The 15,403-nt window shown below is 56.9% G+C and carries 18 protein-coding genes; 7 read left to right on the top strand and 11 right to left on the bottom strand.

The genetic code is table 11. The annotated features are described in order from the left end of the window. Both yghU and QMX84_RS11855 read right to left on the bottom strand, forming a co-directional pair. Complete coding sequence (yghU, locus tag QMX84_RS11860) at positions 1–840, bottom strand: glutathione-dependent disulfide-bond oxidoreductase (protein WP_282363867.1); 840 nt, start codon at positions 838–840, stop codon at positions 1–3. Positions 841–1,003: 163 nt separating this feature from the next. Continuing rightward, a complete protein-coding gene (locus QMX84_RS11855; protein WP_282363866.1) occupies positions 1,004–1,891 on the bottom strand; it encodes a serine hydrolase domain-containing protein in 888 nt (295 codons plus the stop codon). A gap of 256 nt (positions 1,892–2,147) precedes the next feature. Between QMX84_RS11855 and QMX84_RS11850 the strand changes: the two genes are divergently transcribed. The 4 genes from QMX84_RS11850 to QMX84_RS11835 all read left to right on the top strand — a co-directional run bounded on the left by QMX84_RS11850 (position 2,148) and on the right by QMX84_RS11835 (position 5,343). Then, entirely contained in the window at positions 2,148–3,713 is a 1,566-nt protein-coding gene (locus QMX84_RS11850) for a cryptochrome/photolyase family protein (protein WP_282363865.1), read from the top strand. Continuing rightward, complete coding sequence (locus QMX84_RS11845) at positions 3,710–3,850, top strand: DUF2256 domain-containing protein (protein ID WP_282363864.1); 141 nt, start codon at positions 3,710–3,712, stop codon at positions 3,848–3,850. Before QMX84_RS11850 ends, QMX84_RS11845 begins: the two co-directional genes overlap by 4 nt. Before the next feature lie 147 nt (positions 3,851–3,997). Beyond that, positions 3,998–4,783: a hypothetical protein gene (locus QMX84_RS11840; protein ID WP_282363863.1), complete on the top strand. Its 786-nt coding sequence runs from the start codon at positions 3,998–4,000 to the stop codon at positions 4,781–4,783. Beyond that, on the top strand, positions 4,756–5,343 hold the full coding sequence (locus QMX84_RS11835) for a hypothetical protein (RefSeq protein WP_282363862.1): 588 nt from the start codon (positions 4,756–4,758) through the stop codon (positions 5,341–5,343). Before QMX84_RS11840 ends, QMX84_RS11835 begins: the two co-directional genes overlap by 28 nt. Here QMX84_RS11835 and QMX84_RS11830 read toward each other — a convergent pair. Further along, positions 5,325–7,001: an NAD(P)H dependent flavin oxidoreductase family protein gene (locus tag QMX84_RS11830; RefSeq protein ID WP_282363861.1), complete on the bottom strand. Its 1,677-nt coding sequence runs from the start codon at positions 6,999–7,001 to the stop codon at positions 5,325–5,327. The two genes, QMX84_RS11835 and QMX84_RS11830, sit on opposite strands and share 19 nt — an antisense overlap. A 77-nt stretch (positions 7,002–7,078) precedes the next feature. Between QMX84_RS11830 and QMX84_RS11825 the strand changes: the two genes are divergently transcribed. Beyond that, positions 7,079–8,569 (top strand): PLP-dependent aminotransferase family protein, encoded by a 1,491-nt coding sequence (locus QMX84_RS11825; protein WP_262124609.1) that lies wholly within the window; start codon positions 7,079–7,081, stop codon positions 8,567–8,569. A 7-nt stretch (positions 8,570–8,576) separates the two neighbouring features. Here the strand turns inward: QMX84_RS11825 and QMX84_RS11820 are convergent, their stop codons facing one another. Further along, on the bottom strand, positions 8,577–9,026 hold the full coding sequence (locus tag QMX84_RS11820) for a helix-turn-helix domain-containing protein (RefSeq protein WP_262124607.1): 450 nt from the start codon (positions 9,024–9,026) through the stop codon (positions 8,577–8,579). A gap of 121 nt (positions 9,027–9,147) precedes the next feature. On the opposite strand from QMX84_RS11820, the gene QMX84_RS11815 reads away from it, so the two are divergent. Further along, the gene (locus tag QMX84_RS11815; RefSeq protein ID WP_262124605.1) at positions 9,148–10,374 is read left to right on the top strand and encodes an MFS transporter; all 1,227 of its coding nucleotides are present in this window, start codon (positions 9,148–9,150) and stop codon (positions 10,372–10,374) included. Here the strand turns inward: QMX84_RS11815 and QMX84_RS11810 are convergent. From QMX84_RS11810 to QMX84_RS11780, 7 genes are all read right to left on the bottom strand, one after another. After that, positions 10,362–10,904 (bottom strand): dihydrofolate reductase family protein, encoded by a 543-nt coding sequence (locus tag QMX84_RS11810; protein WP_153335434.1) that lies wholly within the window; start codon positions 10,902–10,904, stop codon positions 10,362–10,364. The two genes, QMX84_RS11815 and QMX84_RS11810, sit on opposite strands and share 13 nt — an antisense overlap. A 63-nt stretch (positions 10,905–10,967) precedes the next feature. Further along, positions 10,968–11,378, bottom strand: a complete 411-nt coding sequence (locus tag QMX84_RS11805) for a RidA family protein (RefSeq protein WP_262124604.1) — start codon at positions 11,376–11,378, stop codon at positions 10,968–10,970. Positions 11,379–11,443: 65 nt separating this feature from the next. Further along, the gene (locus tag QMX84_RS11800) at positions 11,444–12,178 is read right to left on the bottom strand and encodes an SDR family oxidoreductase (protein WP_262124603.1); all 735 of its coding nucleotides are present in this window, start codon (positions 12,176–12,178) and stop codon (positions 11,444–11,446) included. 287 nt (positions 12,179–12,465) lie between these two features. Then, on the bottom strand, positions 12,466–12,918 hold the full coding sequence (locus QMX84_RS11795) for a GNAT family N-acetyltransferase (RefSeq protein ID WP_262124601.1): 453 nt from the start codon (positions 12,916–12,918) through the stop codon (positions 12,466–12,468). A 53-nt stretch (positions 12,919–12,971) separates the two neighbouring features. Beyond that, positions 12,972–13,577, bottom strand: coding sequence for a DJ-1/PfpI family protein (locus QMX84_RS11790; RefSeq protein WP_262124600.1), 606 nt, complete (start codon positions 13,575–13,577; stop codon positions 12,972–12,974). Between the two features lie 91 nt (positions 13,578–13,668). Continuing rightward, positions 13,669–14,109 carry an MAPEG family protein gene (locus tag QMX84_RS11785; protein ID WP_282363860.1) on the bottom strand — a complete coding sequence of 147 codons (441 nt, stop codon included), beginning with the start codon at positions 14,107–14,109 and terminating at the stop codon, positions 13,669–13,671. Continuing rightward, positions 14,106–14,420, bottom strand: a complete 315-nt coding sequence (locus QMX84_RS11780; protein WP_282363859.1) for a DUF2834 domain-containing protein — start codon at positions 14,418–14,420, stop codon at positions 14,106–14,108. The genes QMX84_RS11785 and QMX84_RS11780 overlap by 4 nt, the downstream gene beginning before the upstream one ends. Before the next feature lie 120 nt (positions 14,421–14,540). On the opposite strand from QMX84_RS11780, the gene QMX84_RS11775 reads away from it, so the two are divergent. Then, on the top strand, positions 14,541–15,347 hold the full coding sequence (locus tag QMX84_RS11775) for a helix-turn-helix domain-containing protein (RefSeq protein WP_282363858.1): 807 nt from the start codon (positions 14,541–14,543) through the stop codon (positions 15,345–15,347). The last annotated feature ends 56 nt before the right edge of the window (positions 15,348–15,403 follow it).

The raw sequence follows: 15,403 nt of genomic DNA, 5'->3' as shown, positions 1-15,403 counted from the left end.
TTAATCCAGGTCGGCCGCCTCATGCCGCTCAGGCACCTGGCTGGCCTCATCGCCCCACGTCCGGTTCACCCGCAGGCCGCGAATCACCGCCGGGCGCTTGGCAATTTCTTCAGCCCAGCGCTGTACCTGGGTGTATTCATGGGCCGACAGGAACTCAGCCGCCGAGTACACCGTGTTGCGCACCAGTTGACCGTACCAGGACCAGACCGCGATATCGGCGATGGTATAGGTGTCGCCCGCCAGATACGGGCTTTCAGCCAGACGACGGTCCAGCACATCCAGTTGCCGCTTGACCTCCATGGTGAAGCGATTGATCGGGTACTCAAGCTTTTCTGGCGCATAGGCATAGAAATGCCCGAAGCCGCCGCCCAGATAAGGCGCCGCCCCCATCTGCCAAAACAGCCAGTTGAGGGTTTCCGTGCGCCCGGCAAGATCGGTCGGGATAAACGCGCCGAATTTTTCAGCCAGGTACAGCAAAATGGAACCCGACTCAAACACCCGAATAGCAGGCTCTACGCTACGGTCCAACAAAGCTGGAATCTTGGAGTTCGGGTTGACCGCGACAAACCCGCTGGAGAACTGATCACCCTCGCCGATACGGATCAACCAGGCATCGTACTCAGCCCCGGAGTACCCCGCCGCCAGCAACTCCTCCAGCAGAATCGTTACCTTCACCCCATTTGGCGTGGCCAGCGAATACAACTGCAAAGGATGCTTGCCGACCGGCAGTTCCTTATCATGCGTGGGCCCGGCAACCGGGCGATTGATACTCGCAAAATGGCCGCCAGACGGAGCGTTGTTTGTCCAGACTTTAGGCGGAACGTACGGTGTATTGCTCAAGAGACGGACCTCATCGGTTGTGTGCTGAGAAGGCATGAGCCCGAAAAATCATGTCCGGGCTCAATGGGCACAGCACACCATAGTCGGTGCGCGAATGCTACAGCGGCGTGTCTGGATCGAGGGTGCAGGTTACGGAGTCCAGCGATTGCTGAAACACGTGCCTTCAACTCCCCTGCCGCAAAACTTGCATCAGTTGCTCAACCACAACAGCTTCCACAGCACCCTCACTCCCGCCTTGCTCAAAAGCAGCGCAACAAGCCGCTGTGTCGCCATCGGTTATACGGTAGACAGCAATGACACTGCCAGGCCCGCTGCCTGTGTGCCCACAGAGGGTATATCCACCCGCAATTGCTCCCTGCATCACCCCCAGGCCATAGCCCGGTGTGATCCAGGGTCGCCCTGGAATCGGGCCACCGACTATTCGTGCTGTCTGCATGTCCTGAAGCAAGGCTGTAGGTAGCAAGTCTGTGCAGAAGAGTCGGTCCAGAAATAGCGCCGCATGCGAGACAGGGCCGATTAACAAACCGTGATACACCCAGGCGGGATCATAAGTTGAGGCGCTTCCGAGAATGGATGCTTGCAGGTCTGCGTGTGTCTTGGCAAAGCGAACGATTGACAGATCCGTAGGGGCAAGCACCCGTTGAAGCACCGCTTCTTCAAGTGTCTGATCAGTTAGGCGCTCAATTAGCCTGCCAATAAGCCAGTAACCCACATTCGAATACCGCCAACCGGTTCCGGGACTGTATCGAAGTCGGGCACCGTCGAGGCGTTGCATCATTTCATCAGCAGACCAGGCTGGTTCGCCGTTGCTAACGGCTGTGTGATAGTCAACAAGTTCACCATAATCAGCCAGGCCCGCCTCATGCCGCAGTAGCTGGCGTAATGTGAACGGCTGATCAAGTATTGGCTCATCCAGGCTGACCAGCCTGTCACGTACTAACGTCAGAGCCGTCGCAGCCAGGACTGTTTTAGTAAAGCTCCACCAAGGGACCATCAGATCTGACTGGTCTGGCGATTGAGGCTGACCGTTTGATATGAGTGAACTGAGCATGGGCGTCCTTGGCGAGTTGAGCGAATCGACACGATATCCCATTCACTCTTCCTGGACGTAGCCTCGCCAAGCTCGGCAACTGCTACGACGATCAATACAATCCGTAGGAGCGAGCTTGCCTCGCGATCTTTTGATCTTAAAGGCAACGCCGTCACGCCACGGTCGGCTGAGTGAGGGATGCTTTCACAGTAAAGTTGTACAAACTATTTGTTTTGTACAAGAATTCGCACTCACTATCCTTGAGTGCATTCTGCAGATGAGAGCCACACCGCCATCGGACCGTAACGCCAAGCCTGGCCGGTTATGCCTGGTCCTGGGCGACCAATTATCCTTCGACCTGGCCTCTCTGCAGGGGCTGGATAAAGAAAGCGATACAGTGCTGCTGGTCGAGGTGATGGAGGAAGCCAGCCATGTTCCCCATCACCCGCAAAAAATCACCCTGATTTTCAGCGCTATGCGCCACTTTGCCGAAGCCTTGCAGCAGAGGGGCATCAAGGTGCAGTACGTAAAGCTGGATGATCCGGACAATACCGGTTCAGTACCCAGTGAACTGCACCGTTGGCAGGCACTGCTTCAACCGCATGAAATCCACCTGACAGAGTGCGGCGACTGGCGTCTGGAGCAATCCATCAAGGACTGCGGCTTGGCTGTACATTGGCATGGCGATGATCGCTTTCTGTGCTCACGTGCCGAGTTCTCTCGCTGGGCTCAGGGTAAAAAGCAGCTGCGCATGGAGTTCTTTTACCGCGAGATGCGCCGCAAGAGCCGGTTGTTGCTCAATGGTGACGGCAGCCCGGTTGGCGGCGCCTGGAACTTTGATGCCGAAAACCGCAAGGCATTGCCCAAGGGAGTCAGGCCTCCCTCGCCCGTCCGTTTTACCCCGGATGCAATCACCCAGGAGGTGCTGGCGTTAGTCGCAAAGCACTTCCCCGGTCACTATGGCGCTCTCGACACGTTCGACTATCCGGTGACTCACGCAGAAGCTCAGGCGCTTTGGGATTACTTCCTCGATTGGGGTTTGGCAGCCTTTGGCGACTATCAAGACGCCATGGCCAGCGATGAGCCTTTTCTGTTCCACGCCCGTATCAGCGCGGCGCTGAATATTGGCTTGCTGGATCTTCGCCAACTGTGCAGCGATGTGGAGTCGGCGTACTGGGCCGGCAATATTGCGCTCAACGCTGCCGAAGGTTTTATTCGGCAATTGATCGGCTGGCGTGAGTATGTGCGGGGCGTGTACTGGCTGAAGATGCCTGACTATGCCCACGGCAATGCTTTCGGTAATACGAGGCCGCTGCCAGAGTTCTACTGGACAGGCAACACGCAGATGAACTGCATGCGCCAGGCCATCAACCAGAGCCTTGAGCACGCCTACGCTCACCACATCCAACGGCTGATGGTGACCGGCAATTTCGCCCTGCTCGCCGGGATTGCCCCGAGCGCAATCTGCGAGTGGTATCTGGCCATCTACATGGACGCCTTCGACTGGGTGGAACTGCCCAACACCCTGGGTATGGTCATGCACGCCGATGGCGGCTATCTGGGTTCCAAACCCTATTGCGCGAGCGGCCAATACATCAAGCGCATGTCTGACTACTGCCGTGGCTGCGCCTACAAAGTGAGCGAAAGCACCACAGACGACGCCTGCCCGTTCAACGCGCTGTATTGGCACTTCTTGATGCGTCACGGCGACCGCCTGCGCAGCAACCAGCGTATGGGCATGATCTACAAAAACCTCGACCGCATGCCTGAGTCCAAACAACAGGCACTGTGGGAACGCGGCCAGTTGTTGCTCACTGCCCTGGACAACGGTGACTCGTTGTGAAAAAAAGTGAGCTGCCCGTCAAAACCTGCGCCACCTGCGGGCTTCTGTTTACCTGGCGCAAGAAATGGGCTCGCTGCTGGGAGGATGTGCGCTACTGCTCGGAGCGTTGTCGACGGAGTAAATACATTCAACGCTAACGGATAAAACAGACCTGACTGCAATTTCGCGGTAGATGTGGTTACGCAACACACATACGTTAATCGATGATGCATAAGAGGACCACAAGGAGTGATGCTGATGATTTCGTATAGAAGGTCCGGTTCGCTTTATCTGGGAGGCATTGCATGCTAACTGCAGTTCTGCATGGGAAAGCCGGTCGGGTAGATATAGATGCGCAAGTACTCAGTTGGCGGGAATTGTTCCGTGCGCGTGAGGACTTGTTGACTTCAGCTTTTTTTGGTCGGCTTCACTATCTCAGTGAACCTGCACAAGCCTGTGCCATGGCCCTGCTAGTTGGCAGGCCACTGAGTGACTCTTTGGGAGCGCTTCAGGACATTCAGTTCTGGCCCCGATTAAAAGGCTTAGAAGACCGCCATTATGTAGAACCTGATGTTGTCCTGCATTTTGATAAACACCTTGTGCTAGTTGAGGTAAAACCGCCTTTTGGCAATGATCAGCACAAAGGCCAGTGGCGAGCAGAAATCCAGGCTCTAGAACTCCAGAACGAAGAGCGTAAAGCAATCATATTTCTAGCCCTTGGGCGTAACGTACCCACTTGGAAATCCGATGCTGCTGAGCTTGAGTCCGCACTTTCAAACATTGATTTGCGTGTGGTGACTCAAGAGTGGCAGGCGCTCAAAGATGGATTGAGCGAGGTATCGCAGTCCCGGGATGCACGTGACAATCGTATAGTCGCTGACTGGATGGAAGCATTCCGCCTGTATGGCCTGAAAGACCGTCCCGAACCTTTTGCAACTCTACTACCTCTATGCAGGGATAGCGGAGCAGATGCTGCCCTTGACCTGCTCAGGAAGCCACCAAAGAGCACACAGTGGAGTCCCTTGATCTCGCTAGCCATTGAATTTGAAAAGGATGATACGCCATGGATATTTCTCACGAAGAATCGTTAATGTTGGTCACACAAGTACAGAAGGCCCACCGCTTGGCCGCGGGCTTTTATCAACGCATGCTTCCAGCGTTTGAGAGCCTAGCGCAGTCGTTAGACACGAGTTTTTGGTACTGGCAGAGCAACCTCTTCTCTCGCCCGGCTGGGCGCTACACTTACCCGGGGAAACAGTGGAGCTGGGACCTTCTTCCGATGAGTGCGCCATTGTTCGTGTTCTTGCGCCAAGACGGACCTCATATGCAAATCTCTGATTTGGTATTGGAGTTCCAATTACAACTCGATCCTGCCTTGACCCAGGCCAGCAAGAAAGGCCAACCTGATCCAGTCGTCATGGTTAATTCGGAGCCCCTGCTGCTGGTCTATCTTTACTGGCCCACAGAAGAAGCAAAAGAGGATCTCAAGACTGAATGGGAGGCAGCCATTTATCCAGTCGGCACTGCAGGCCAAATGGAGGTTGTATCGCCAAAGCTCAAAGCTGTCAGATTGGAATTTCCATTGTCAGAGTTCGTCCAAAATGCCGGGGCAATAGAGACGACCATAAGAAGTCATCTACAGCTTAAATGATCACATCCAATCAGGATGTCTTCAAAAAACGCCCCGACCGGTTCTGTGGGGTGACACAACTGTATTTCCAGTACCCAGACCATTTCGCTCGGGACGATCTCGATCTCTGCCAGCTTGTCCTGCCCGAACAAGGCATGTGGGAAGTCGGCAATGCGGTGCCCGGCCAGGTTGCGTTCAAGGCGCCAGCCTTTGGTGTGGGCGCTTTGCTCTGCAAAGTCATAGAGTTCGCGCCCGGTTAGCCCGCGGTGCCAGGCGTCGCGGGTTTCGTCGAACACTTGGTGCAACGCCTTGACGCAGTCCTCATACAGCCGGTGCTCACCGAAGACGAACGTGTCGCCATAATCCCCTTCATAGCCGTCCCACACCGGGCCAAGGTCGACGACCGCGATGTCGGTGGCGCGCAGCGTGCGCTGTGGGTCAATGCCTTGGCGCGGAGTGCGGATGGTGTCATCGCCAAAGCGAATATAAGTAGGGTGCCAGGTGTGCGACGCCCCCATGCTCTGCAGGGTTTGGCTGGCCATGTCGAGGGCTTGTGCCGTGGTCATGCCGACTTGCAATTGCTCGGCGATGGCAGCCAATGCCCGTACCGTTTGCTCACGGGCAGCGAGCATGCCATCCAGTGAGTAGCGTGGGCCGACTTTTTCCAGCACCGGGTCCAATGCCTTCGGTGATGAAGCTGGCGGTAATGCACCGCTGGGAACGAAGGCTTCAGCGACAAACCGATGGGCCTGCACACCCGAAGCCAGGCAGGTTTCACGCACCTGATTGATCATCGCGTTATTGCCACAGGCATAGATCTGGCTATCGGCCCAGTTGTGCGGCTGCGCCTGCGCGACCTTCTGTACGCGGGCATCTGCCGACAGCACCCGATGCCACTTAAAACGTGGATGGGCGCGGCTGGCCTCATCCAGAAACTCAGCATCGTAGAAGTCTTGTGGCGCTGAACTACCCCAATACAAGGTAACTTCGGCATCACGGTCCAACGCCATTAGCAGCATCGGCTTGATGCCGGCATACCCGGTCCCGGTGGCGAACAACACAATCGGGCGCTCATCCTCATGCTGCCAGGTGCACGCGCCGACAGGGCCTTCCAGGGTGAGCACATCGCCCACTTGCAGGGCTGCCAGAATACCCTCGGAAAACACGCCGCCCCTGACCTGACGAATATGAAACACACACTGACCCTGGTCCTGTGCAGGCAGATTGGCCACGGAAAAACAGCGGCTATCGCCATCATCGAGGCGAAATCTGAGGTACTGGCCGGCGCGTACCTCAAGGGGTTGAGCGGGCAGCACAACCAGTTCGACGATATCCACACTCAGTGCCCGCTTGCTGATCACCCGTGCGCTGACGTCCCGCGCCGGCGTGTCCAACGACCAACCGGGTATTTCCAGGCGCATGTCGCTACAGGCATGGCTCTGGCACAGCAACATCTCGTCCGCCGCCAGCGGGTAGCAAGGGGCTGGCGCGTCTGGCGCGAGCTGCTTTGCGCGGTAGTGACCTGAAACCACCTTGACCTTGCACGACCCGCATGCACCGCGCCTGCAAGAAAACGGCACCGCGAGACCGCTGGCGAGCATGCAGTCGAGGAGTACTTGATCGGCGGCTTGAAAGGATTTGCCCGAGGGCAACAGCTCTACGACATGGCGGTTCTGCATAAACACCTCAGGGCAATTGAGGTTCGATTGTTGCGTTAGACTAGGCCCCCAAGAACCTCCAGTTTTGGATAATTCATATGGTCCAGCTTCGCAAATGGCGCCCGCTGCTTAAACTCGATGGCGCGCAGCCGCAAGCGTCATACAGAAAGATCATCGAAGGGTTAGTGAGCGCGATTGTCGAAGGCCGTCTGCGCCCCGGAACGCTGCTGCCCGGTACGCGGGAAATGGCACGCCTGCTGGACGTTAATCGCAAGACAGTGATCCTTGCCTACGAAGAGGCAGTGACCAAAGGCTGGTTGGTCAGCCTTCAACGTCGCGGCACGTTCGTCAGCACGCAACTGGCGCCAGGAAAAGTTGCGGCCCCCAGTGCCCCCGCGTCATTTGCCCTGGCGCTCAAGCCAACCCCGGCCGCGATCTATTTCGACCCGGGCGAGCAAGTCATCGCGCTGCAACATCAGGCCGGGGCACTGTTTTTCGATAATGGCGCCTCTGACCATCGCTTGCTGCCCCAAGCAGTGCTGCACCGTTACTACCGCAACGCTTTGCGCAACAGCTTCATCACCAACACCGTGCGCCATGGCAGCCAGAGCAGCAGCCAGTACCTGCGCAAGGCCCTGGCCGAAATGCTGCGCCATAATCGCGGCCTGGCGGTGGACGCGCAGCAGATTTGCTTGACCCAAGGCGTACAGATGTCGCTGTATCTGACCGCCAGCGTGATGCTAAAACCCGGCGATGTGGTGGTGGTCGAACGCCTGAGCTATCCACCGGCCTGGGAAATTTTCCGCCAGTTGGGCGTGCGATTGGTCACCGTGGACCTGGATGACGAAGGTTGCCGAGTCGATCAGCTCGCAGACTTGTGCCGGCTGCACAGCGTGCGGATGGTCTATCTCACCCCTCACCACCAGTTCCCTACCACCGTCAGCCTGCGTGCCGGGCGTCGTCAGCAACTCCTGGAACTGGCCCGACTGCATGATTTCTGCATCATCGAAGAAGACTATGACCATGAGTACCACTTTGCCGGGCGCCCCTATTTACCTCTGGCCAGCGACAGCGCGCAGCGTCATGTGATCTACATCGGCTCGCTGTCCAAATCGCTGGGCAGCACGTTTCGTTGCAGCTACATCGTTGCTCCGCCGAACCTCATCCAGGCCCTTGAGCGCACCGCTGCGGTGACCTTGGGCCAGGGCGATGCCGTCATGCAGCGGATGCTGGCGGACTTGATCAATGACGGCGAACTGAAGAAGCATCTGCGGCGGGTCTCCAGAGAATACCGCCAGCGCCGGGACACGCTACTCAGTTGTCTACAGGAGGCTTTTGCCGAGCAGATATCTGTGCAGGAACCGGAAGGAGGACTGGCGTTGTGGGTCAGGTTCGTTGACTCAGTCGACGTTAACCTATTGGTTGAAAAAGCCCTGGAGCTGGATCTGGTCATACGCAACGCTCGCCAGTTTTCACCCGCTGGTCACCCTGAAAACGCCCTGCGCCTGGGCTTCGCCTCGCTCAACCAGGAGGAAATCCGCAGCGCTACACAGCGCCTGGCCCAGGCGGCGCAGGCGATCAAGCGGTAAAACGCATTTACAACACCTCTTTATCGACCCGGGTGTGCTCCGCAGCAATCACCCGACCATCTGCCGCCACTGGCTGCATGAGCGGCAGCGGTTGCTGTGTCACGGTATCCAGCAGTCGTGAATGGGCTTCGTGCGGCTCGAACAGGTGCTGCTCCCCCCATTGGCGCAGCGCCACCACCAAGGTGAACAGGCTCTCGCCTTTGGCTGTCAGCACGTACTCCTGATACGACGTGCCATCGGACGCCGGACGCACCTGCAAAATATCCGCTTCAACCAGCGCCTTGAGGCGCTGGGTCAGAACACTGCGGGCCACCCCCAGGCCACTTTGAAAATCGCCAAATCGGCGCACGCCATCGAAGGCGTCCCGCACGATCAACAATGACCAGCGATCTCCAATCAAGTCGACCGTTCGTGCCACGGGGCAGGTTTGCGCTGAAAGGTTGTGGGTTTTGCTCATGCCGGTTCCTTGGTGTGTGTCGGACATCAGATCGAATCAAAAAAGCAGTTTCATTTTAAGACTGACAGACCTAGAATCAAATCAGTCTTTTTTTGAGACTTGATTAACCAAAGGTTCGACTATGCCCATTGATCAATGCCTGTCCACCCGCCCCCTGACGCCTGAACCCGCGAATACGCCCATGCCGCGCAGCCTGGTGGGGCTATTTGCCTGCGCGAGCGGGTTGAGCGTCGCTAACGTCTATTATGCCCAACCGTTACTGGATCAAGTGGCCACCGATTTTGCCATTAGCCAGGCTGCGGTTGGCGGAGTTATCACTGCTACTCAGGTCGGCAGCGTACTCGCGTTGCTGCTGATTGTACCGCTGGGCGACCAAATGGACCGCCGTTCCTTGATGTTGATGCAGATTGTCGCCCTGATCGGCGCACTGTTCTGTGTAGGCATGACGCACTCCCCGATGGTGATGTTAGTCAGCATGCTGGCCATCGGTCTTATGGGCACGGCCATGACCCAAGGCCTGATTGCCTATGCCGCGACGGCCTGTTTGCCGCAGGAGCGCGGGCGCGTGGTAGGGACAGTTCAGGGCGGGGTCGTTATTGGTCTTTTGCTGTCACGGCTGGCCGCCGGATTGGTCGCTGACATAGCCGGTTGGCGCTGGGTGTATCTGGGCGCGGCGCTGGTGATGCTGGCGCTGGCGGTTACGCTTTGCAGATCACTGGTTTCGCAGCGTCCTTCTACGCCCCCCATGCCCTACCCGAAGCTAGTGTTTTCAATGTTCACGCTATTGAAAAACGATCGCGTCCTGCAAATCCGCGGCATGCTTGCGCTGTTTATATTTGCGGTGCTGAGCATCTTCTGGAGCGCGCTGGTATTTCTGCTGACGAGCCCTCTCTACTCCTTTTCGCATACCACCATCGGCACTTTTGGTCTGGTCGGTGTGGCCGGTGCTTTAGCGGCGGCACGTGCAGGCGTATTGGCTGACAAAGGGCTGGGTCAATGGACCACCGGTTTATCACTGGCGCTGCTGATACTGGCCTGGCTGATGCTTGCGCTCACGCCTTGGTCCATCCTGTGGCTGGTGCTTGGCGTGGTGGCGCTGGACCTCGGCGCCCAGGCCATTCATGTCACCAATCAGAGCATGATTTTTAGTACCAGTACGGGCGCGCACAGCCGGGTCGTTGGCTGCTACATGCTGTTTTATGCCGTGGGCAGTGGCCTCGGCGCACTCGCCTCGACCACCCTCTACACGCTGTATGGGTGGACGGGCGTTTGCGCACTGGGCGCCAGCGTCAGTCTGGCAGCGCTGGTGTTCTGGGGGCTGACAATAAAAGGCACTCAAAGCACTTGATAGCGACTTTGCACAAAGCCGTTATCGGACATCGACGAGTCGATCAGGCGTAGTTTCTGTTCGGCGCCCAGCGGGCCAAACAAGGGGATACCCCGGCCCAGCAGCACAGGAATGCGGGTGATGACGAGCTCATTGATCAGGCCCGCCGCAAGAAAAGCCTGAACGGTCTGCCCACCGTCGATGTACAGATGCTTCATACCACGAGCCGCCAATTGCGCCACGATATCGGCCGGCTCGCCAGCCAATACTTCAACCTTGCCTTGCAAGGGTTCAGGCAGGCTCACGCCTTGACGGGACAGCACGATGACCGCTTTATTCGCATAAGGCCATTCAGGAAATGACAGCACCTTGTCCAAGGTTTTACGCCCCATGACCAGCGCATCGATGCTGTTCATAAAGTCTTCGTAGCTGAGGCCATTCAACGCAGGGCAGTCATACTCAGGCGAGTGCAGCCACTCAATATCGCCATCTTCCCGAGCGATAAAACCGTCTACGCTGGCGGCGATAAACACCGAGCATTTGATATCCATAACCTGCAGCTCCTTTTTTTTAGGGCGCTGTTTATAGCATGAACGGCACCGTGAAAGCTGCGCTTAGTCCCTCGCAGACGCTGATCGCTGCACGGCGATGCACTTGATCTCCACCAGTAAACCGGGCTTGGCCAATTCACTGACGCCAATACAGGTCCATGCGCAGGTGTTGCGGGGGAACAGGCTGTCTTTCACCTGCCTGAACAACGGCATGTGCTGGCTCATGTCGATGTGATAGGTGGTCATTTCGACCACATCCTCGAAACCACAGCCACCGGCTGCGAGCACCTGACGAAGGTTTTCCCAGGCGGCCAGAAACTGTTGTTCAGGGTCTTCTATCACCCGTAAATCCGCTGTACGCCCGACCTGACCTGCGCAATACAGGGTTGTGCCGACTTTGACCGCAGGCGCGTAACCGGCGCGCTCAGCCAGCAATTTCATGGTGTCTGGAACGATGATCTGGCGATCACTCATGGTGGTCACTCCCAACCCACCGCTTCGGCGATGGGCGCAGCTTGCTGGCAAACGTTAACAGGGACTCAAGGTTCCTGACGGGTTGGCGCAATGACGATTTCGCGAATACACACGCCTTGAGGCTGCGAATAGGCGTAGCTGATGGCTCTGGCGACATCTTCCGGCGACAGAACAACACCGCCCATGCCTTGCTTCCACTCTTGATAGCCGTCCTTGATGCTTTCGTCTGTGGTGTGGCCCAGCAGCTCGGTTTCTACTGCGCCTGGCGCGATGGTCACGACCCGCACGTTGCTTGGAGAGAGTTCTTCACGCAGGTTTTCGGACAAGCCGTGGACCGCAAATTTGGTGCCCACGTAGACGGCATGATTCGGAAAGGTTTTATGCCCGGCCACCGAACCGATGTTGATGATGGTGCCGTGCTTGCGCGCAACCATGCCGCTTGCCACGGCCAGTACGCCGTTGAGCAGGCCGCGTACGTTGACGTCGAGCATCGTGTCCCACTGAGACGGGTTCTGTTGGCTCATGCTGCCCAGCAGCATCACGCCCGCATTGTTGACGATGGCATCCACCGGGCCGAATTGTTCTTCGGCCTGTTTCACCGCGTTAACCACCGCCTCGCGGTCGGTCACGTCTACCGACAAGACCAGCGTATTGGGCAATTGCAGCGACAGCATGGGTTCCAGCCGGCGGGCCAGCAGCAGCAATGGATGGCCTTCGCTCGAGAGCAGACGTGCGGTTGCCAGACCGATCCCGGAGCTCGCACCCGTGATAACGATCAGAGGTTTTGAAGTAGTAGTCATAGCAGGTGCTGCCCCTCAGGTATCCAAAAGACCGATGTCTATCAGCGATTCAAGGTCGCCATTTTAGAGGGCCAAGATCACAAAAAAAAGTTTTCGGCGCTCTGAATGCAGAGCAATCGACGATTGCTTGAACCACTTGGCAAATTGACAACACGGCCTTAAAACCGATGAAGACATACCCGTAGCAGTTGACGAGCTTTGCGAGGCTACGTCCGGCTGCGCAGCAGTCGTAAAACCATGCTCTGCGGTGCGTCAGTTGAACCTGCGACGTAGCCTCGCGGTGCTCGTCAACTGCTACGAAGAGCTGGGATGCTCTTTTCAAAGCGGATATCACCCTCGGGCAGGCTCTTCACAGGCTGCCAGCCAAGTGCTCGATAAAAGCCATTGGCGCGGCTGGCTTCAGCGGTTTCCAGCCATATCGTGGAGTGCTGTTCAAACAGAAAAGTCTCCGCTTTCGCCATCAACAGGCGACCCAGACCAAGCCCCTCGTAGTCCGGCAGAACGAAGGCGGCAAACACACACGCGTCTTGCAGATCAGCCATGGAAAACCCGACAGGGATGCCATCGACCTCGGCAACCCAAATGCAGGGCGCCAGGGCAATAGCTTCACGGATCGCGTCTGGCGTCACGCCGATGTCTGCCAATTGCTCACGTGACAAATGGTTTTCCTGAACACGGGTTCGAATATCAAAAATGGTGTCGATATCGCCCTGATCAGCAACTCTTATTGTTTTTTCCATAACGCGCACTCCGTTTAATTCAGCTATTGAAAGCTACTTGTTACCCAAGGTATTTATTCAAGGTATCGACGTCGCTCTGTGTACGTAGCCAGCGCTTCGCCGACCGTTGCTGGCATCAGTTCCAAATACACCGCAATCGCCGCCGCATAATCTCGATAGGCCCAGGGCTGCGCAGTAATCACATTGTCATCAATCACAATATTGGCCCTTTCGAAAAAACTACCCTTCCAGTACCGAGCAGATGCCTCAACCTTGTCCGTATGAGCATGTTCTTGCGTGTAGTTGTGGGTAGCACGACGTCCCTTCAATACACCGGCGTAGGCCAGCACCAAATTACCCGCACAAATCCCGGCCATCAGCACAGAGCGCTGCATTTGCTTGTGTAACGCCTCAACAATAAGCGAACCGGAGGTTAATACCCCCCGCGAATCACCGCCAGGCACCAGCACCGCGACTGTTTCAGCTTTTGCGAGCGCCGCATAATCGCCATCGACTTGCAGCTCAAAGCCTTGAGAGCTTTTATGGGACTCGCCCTCAGGGGTATAAAAACGCACAACGTAATGGCCTGACAGTTGCTCAAGGGCCAACGCAATTTCGAAAAAAATGCAGCCGGGATAGAGCACCACAGACACTTCACGCGCCAAGGCTGGAGTTGTCATCACTTGCGTCCTTTCAAAGGGCCTGTTCCAAGACGTCGACTACCTGCGAAAGGCTCATCGAGCAGATTAATCACCTGTGAGTCGCAGTTGCTCACGCCATATTCAGCGCAACCACCGCCTTAAGTCCAACCATACAGCCCAGCCCCGACAGACAAACAATGCCGACGGCATACGTCACGGTTCGCCAAGGCTGCCACCCTGCCAGATAGCACACGGAGTGCAACACCCGCACAACGCAGAACATGCAGAATAGCCAAATCGAGGCACCACTCGAGGTCTCCAATGCACAACACAAACCACCTAATACAAAGAACAAAGGGATGTTCTCCAGGTCGTTAGCCCAAGCTTTAGCAGCGCGAGTAACTTGCGGCAATTCCTGTGGGCTGACCGGGCGGTTGAAGTAACCCGCGTCTTCACGATTGGTAAAGGCCAGGGACTTGATGCGATAGAAGCCTTGATAGCAGGAAAGCGCAAACATTTTCACGCATAGCACTACCACGCAGAGCGCGTAGACGCTCAACACGCTGCTCATGGCTGCGCCCTGTTTTTAAAGCCATTGACCACGATGTACAGCAGCGGGCCGATGGATACGAATACAGCCGTCAGCATGAAATAAGGCAACAACGAGACCTTAGAGCGGCCCTGCCGTTGCGCATCGCGGTACATCCATACGCACGCCAGGGCCGCCATCAAATAGAGGTCAATCACCACTTGAGCGGTGTCCGGGCTGGACATCAGGGTAAGGCCAAACTCAATCAGTGGCTGCTCTGCCAGCCACAGGGTATAGGCCGTGTACACAGAGAAACCCAGTAAAGCGACAAGGGCGAGATACGGTCTTTTCATGTCTTCGTCCAGAAAAACTGCAACGGCTGATGGGAGGTCCACGTTAGTGATACTTTTACCTGCTCAGCAATGACCTCACAGGTCATGGACTAATCCCGTTTGCACTGCCAGAGTTCGCCCATGAGCAGCCCACCGATTCAGCGCACTACGCCCCCGACCACCGCAGGCCCACTGTTGCGTCAGCTTCGCCGCCACGCCCGCTTGAGCCAGTTGGAGCTGTCTCTGATCACCGGTGTTTCCCAGCGTCATCTAAGTTGCATCGAAACCGGGCGTGCCAAGCCGAGCCCCGCCACGCTGCATCATTTATTGATGGCCCTCGAAGCACCCCTTGAGCAGTGCAACAGTATTTTCCGGGCGGCAGGTTATGCGCCCCGCTATGAAGCAACCCCGCTGTCCTCGCCCGCCATGGAGTCGGTCCGTGAGGCCATCACCCATGTCCTGCATGCCAACAACCCGGCCCCGGCCATTGTGCTGGGCAGCCACTGGGAAGTGCTGGCCGCCAATGCCAGCACTCAAGTGCTGTTCAACCTCGTCGGCCTGCCAAGTGATTCGGCACATGGGTTGAATCTGTTAGTCACGCTGCTACAGCCCGGCGGGCTGGGCGATCACTTGATCAACGCCGACGAAATCCGCCATGTTGCCTGGCAGCGCGCAATCCGCGAAGCATTGGGCAACCCCGCTCTGGCCAGAATACTGGAGGGCCTGCCCGCACCAGACACCCCTGAAACAGGCCCCGGCGAACTGCCCCCGCTGGTGTTGACGCGGATTAAATGCCCGCAGGGCGAGCTGAGCTTTATGTCTACTTTCACCACCTTCGGCATGCCGCTAGACATCACCGTCACGTCACTGCGTATCGAACATTTGATTCCCGCGGATGCTCCCACCTGGCAAATCATGACAGCGGCATACGAGCAGTCGTGCGCTTAGCCGAACATTAAGCCTGGCTATCAATCTCTGCCTGTCACAGCGTGATCGAGGCGTGG

It is taken from the genome of Pseudomonas sp. PS01297, assembly GCF_029959305.1.
Taxonomy (GTDB): domain Bacteria; phylum Pseudomonadota; class Gammaproteobacteria; order Pseudomonadales; family Pseudomonadaceae; genus Aquipseudomonas; species Aquipseudomonas helleri.
This window is presented reverse-complemented; position numbering and strand designations above follow the sequence as displayed.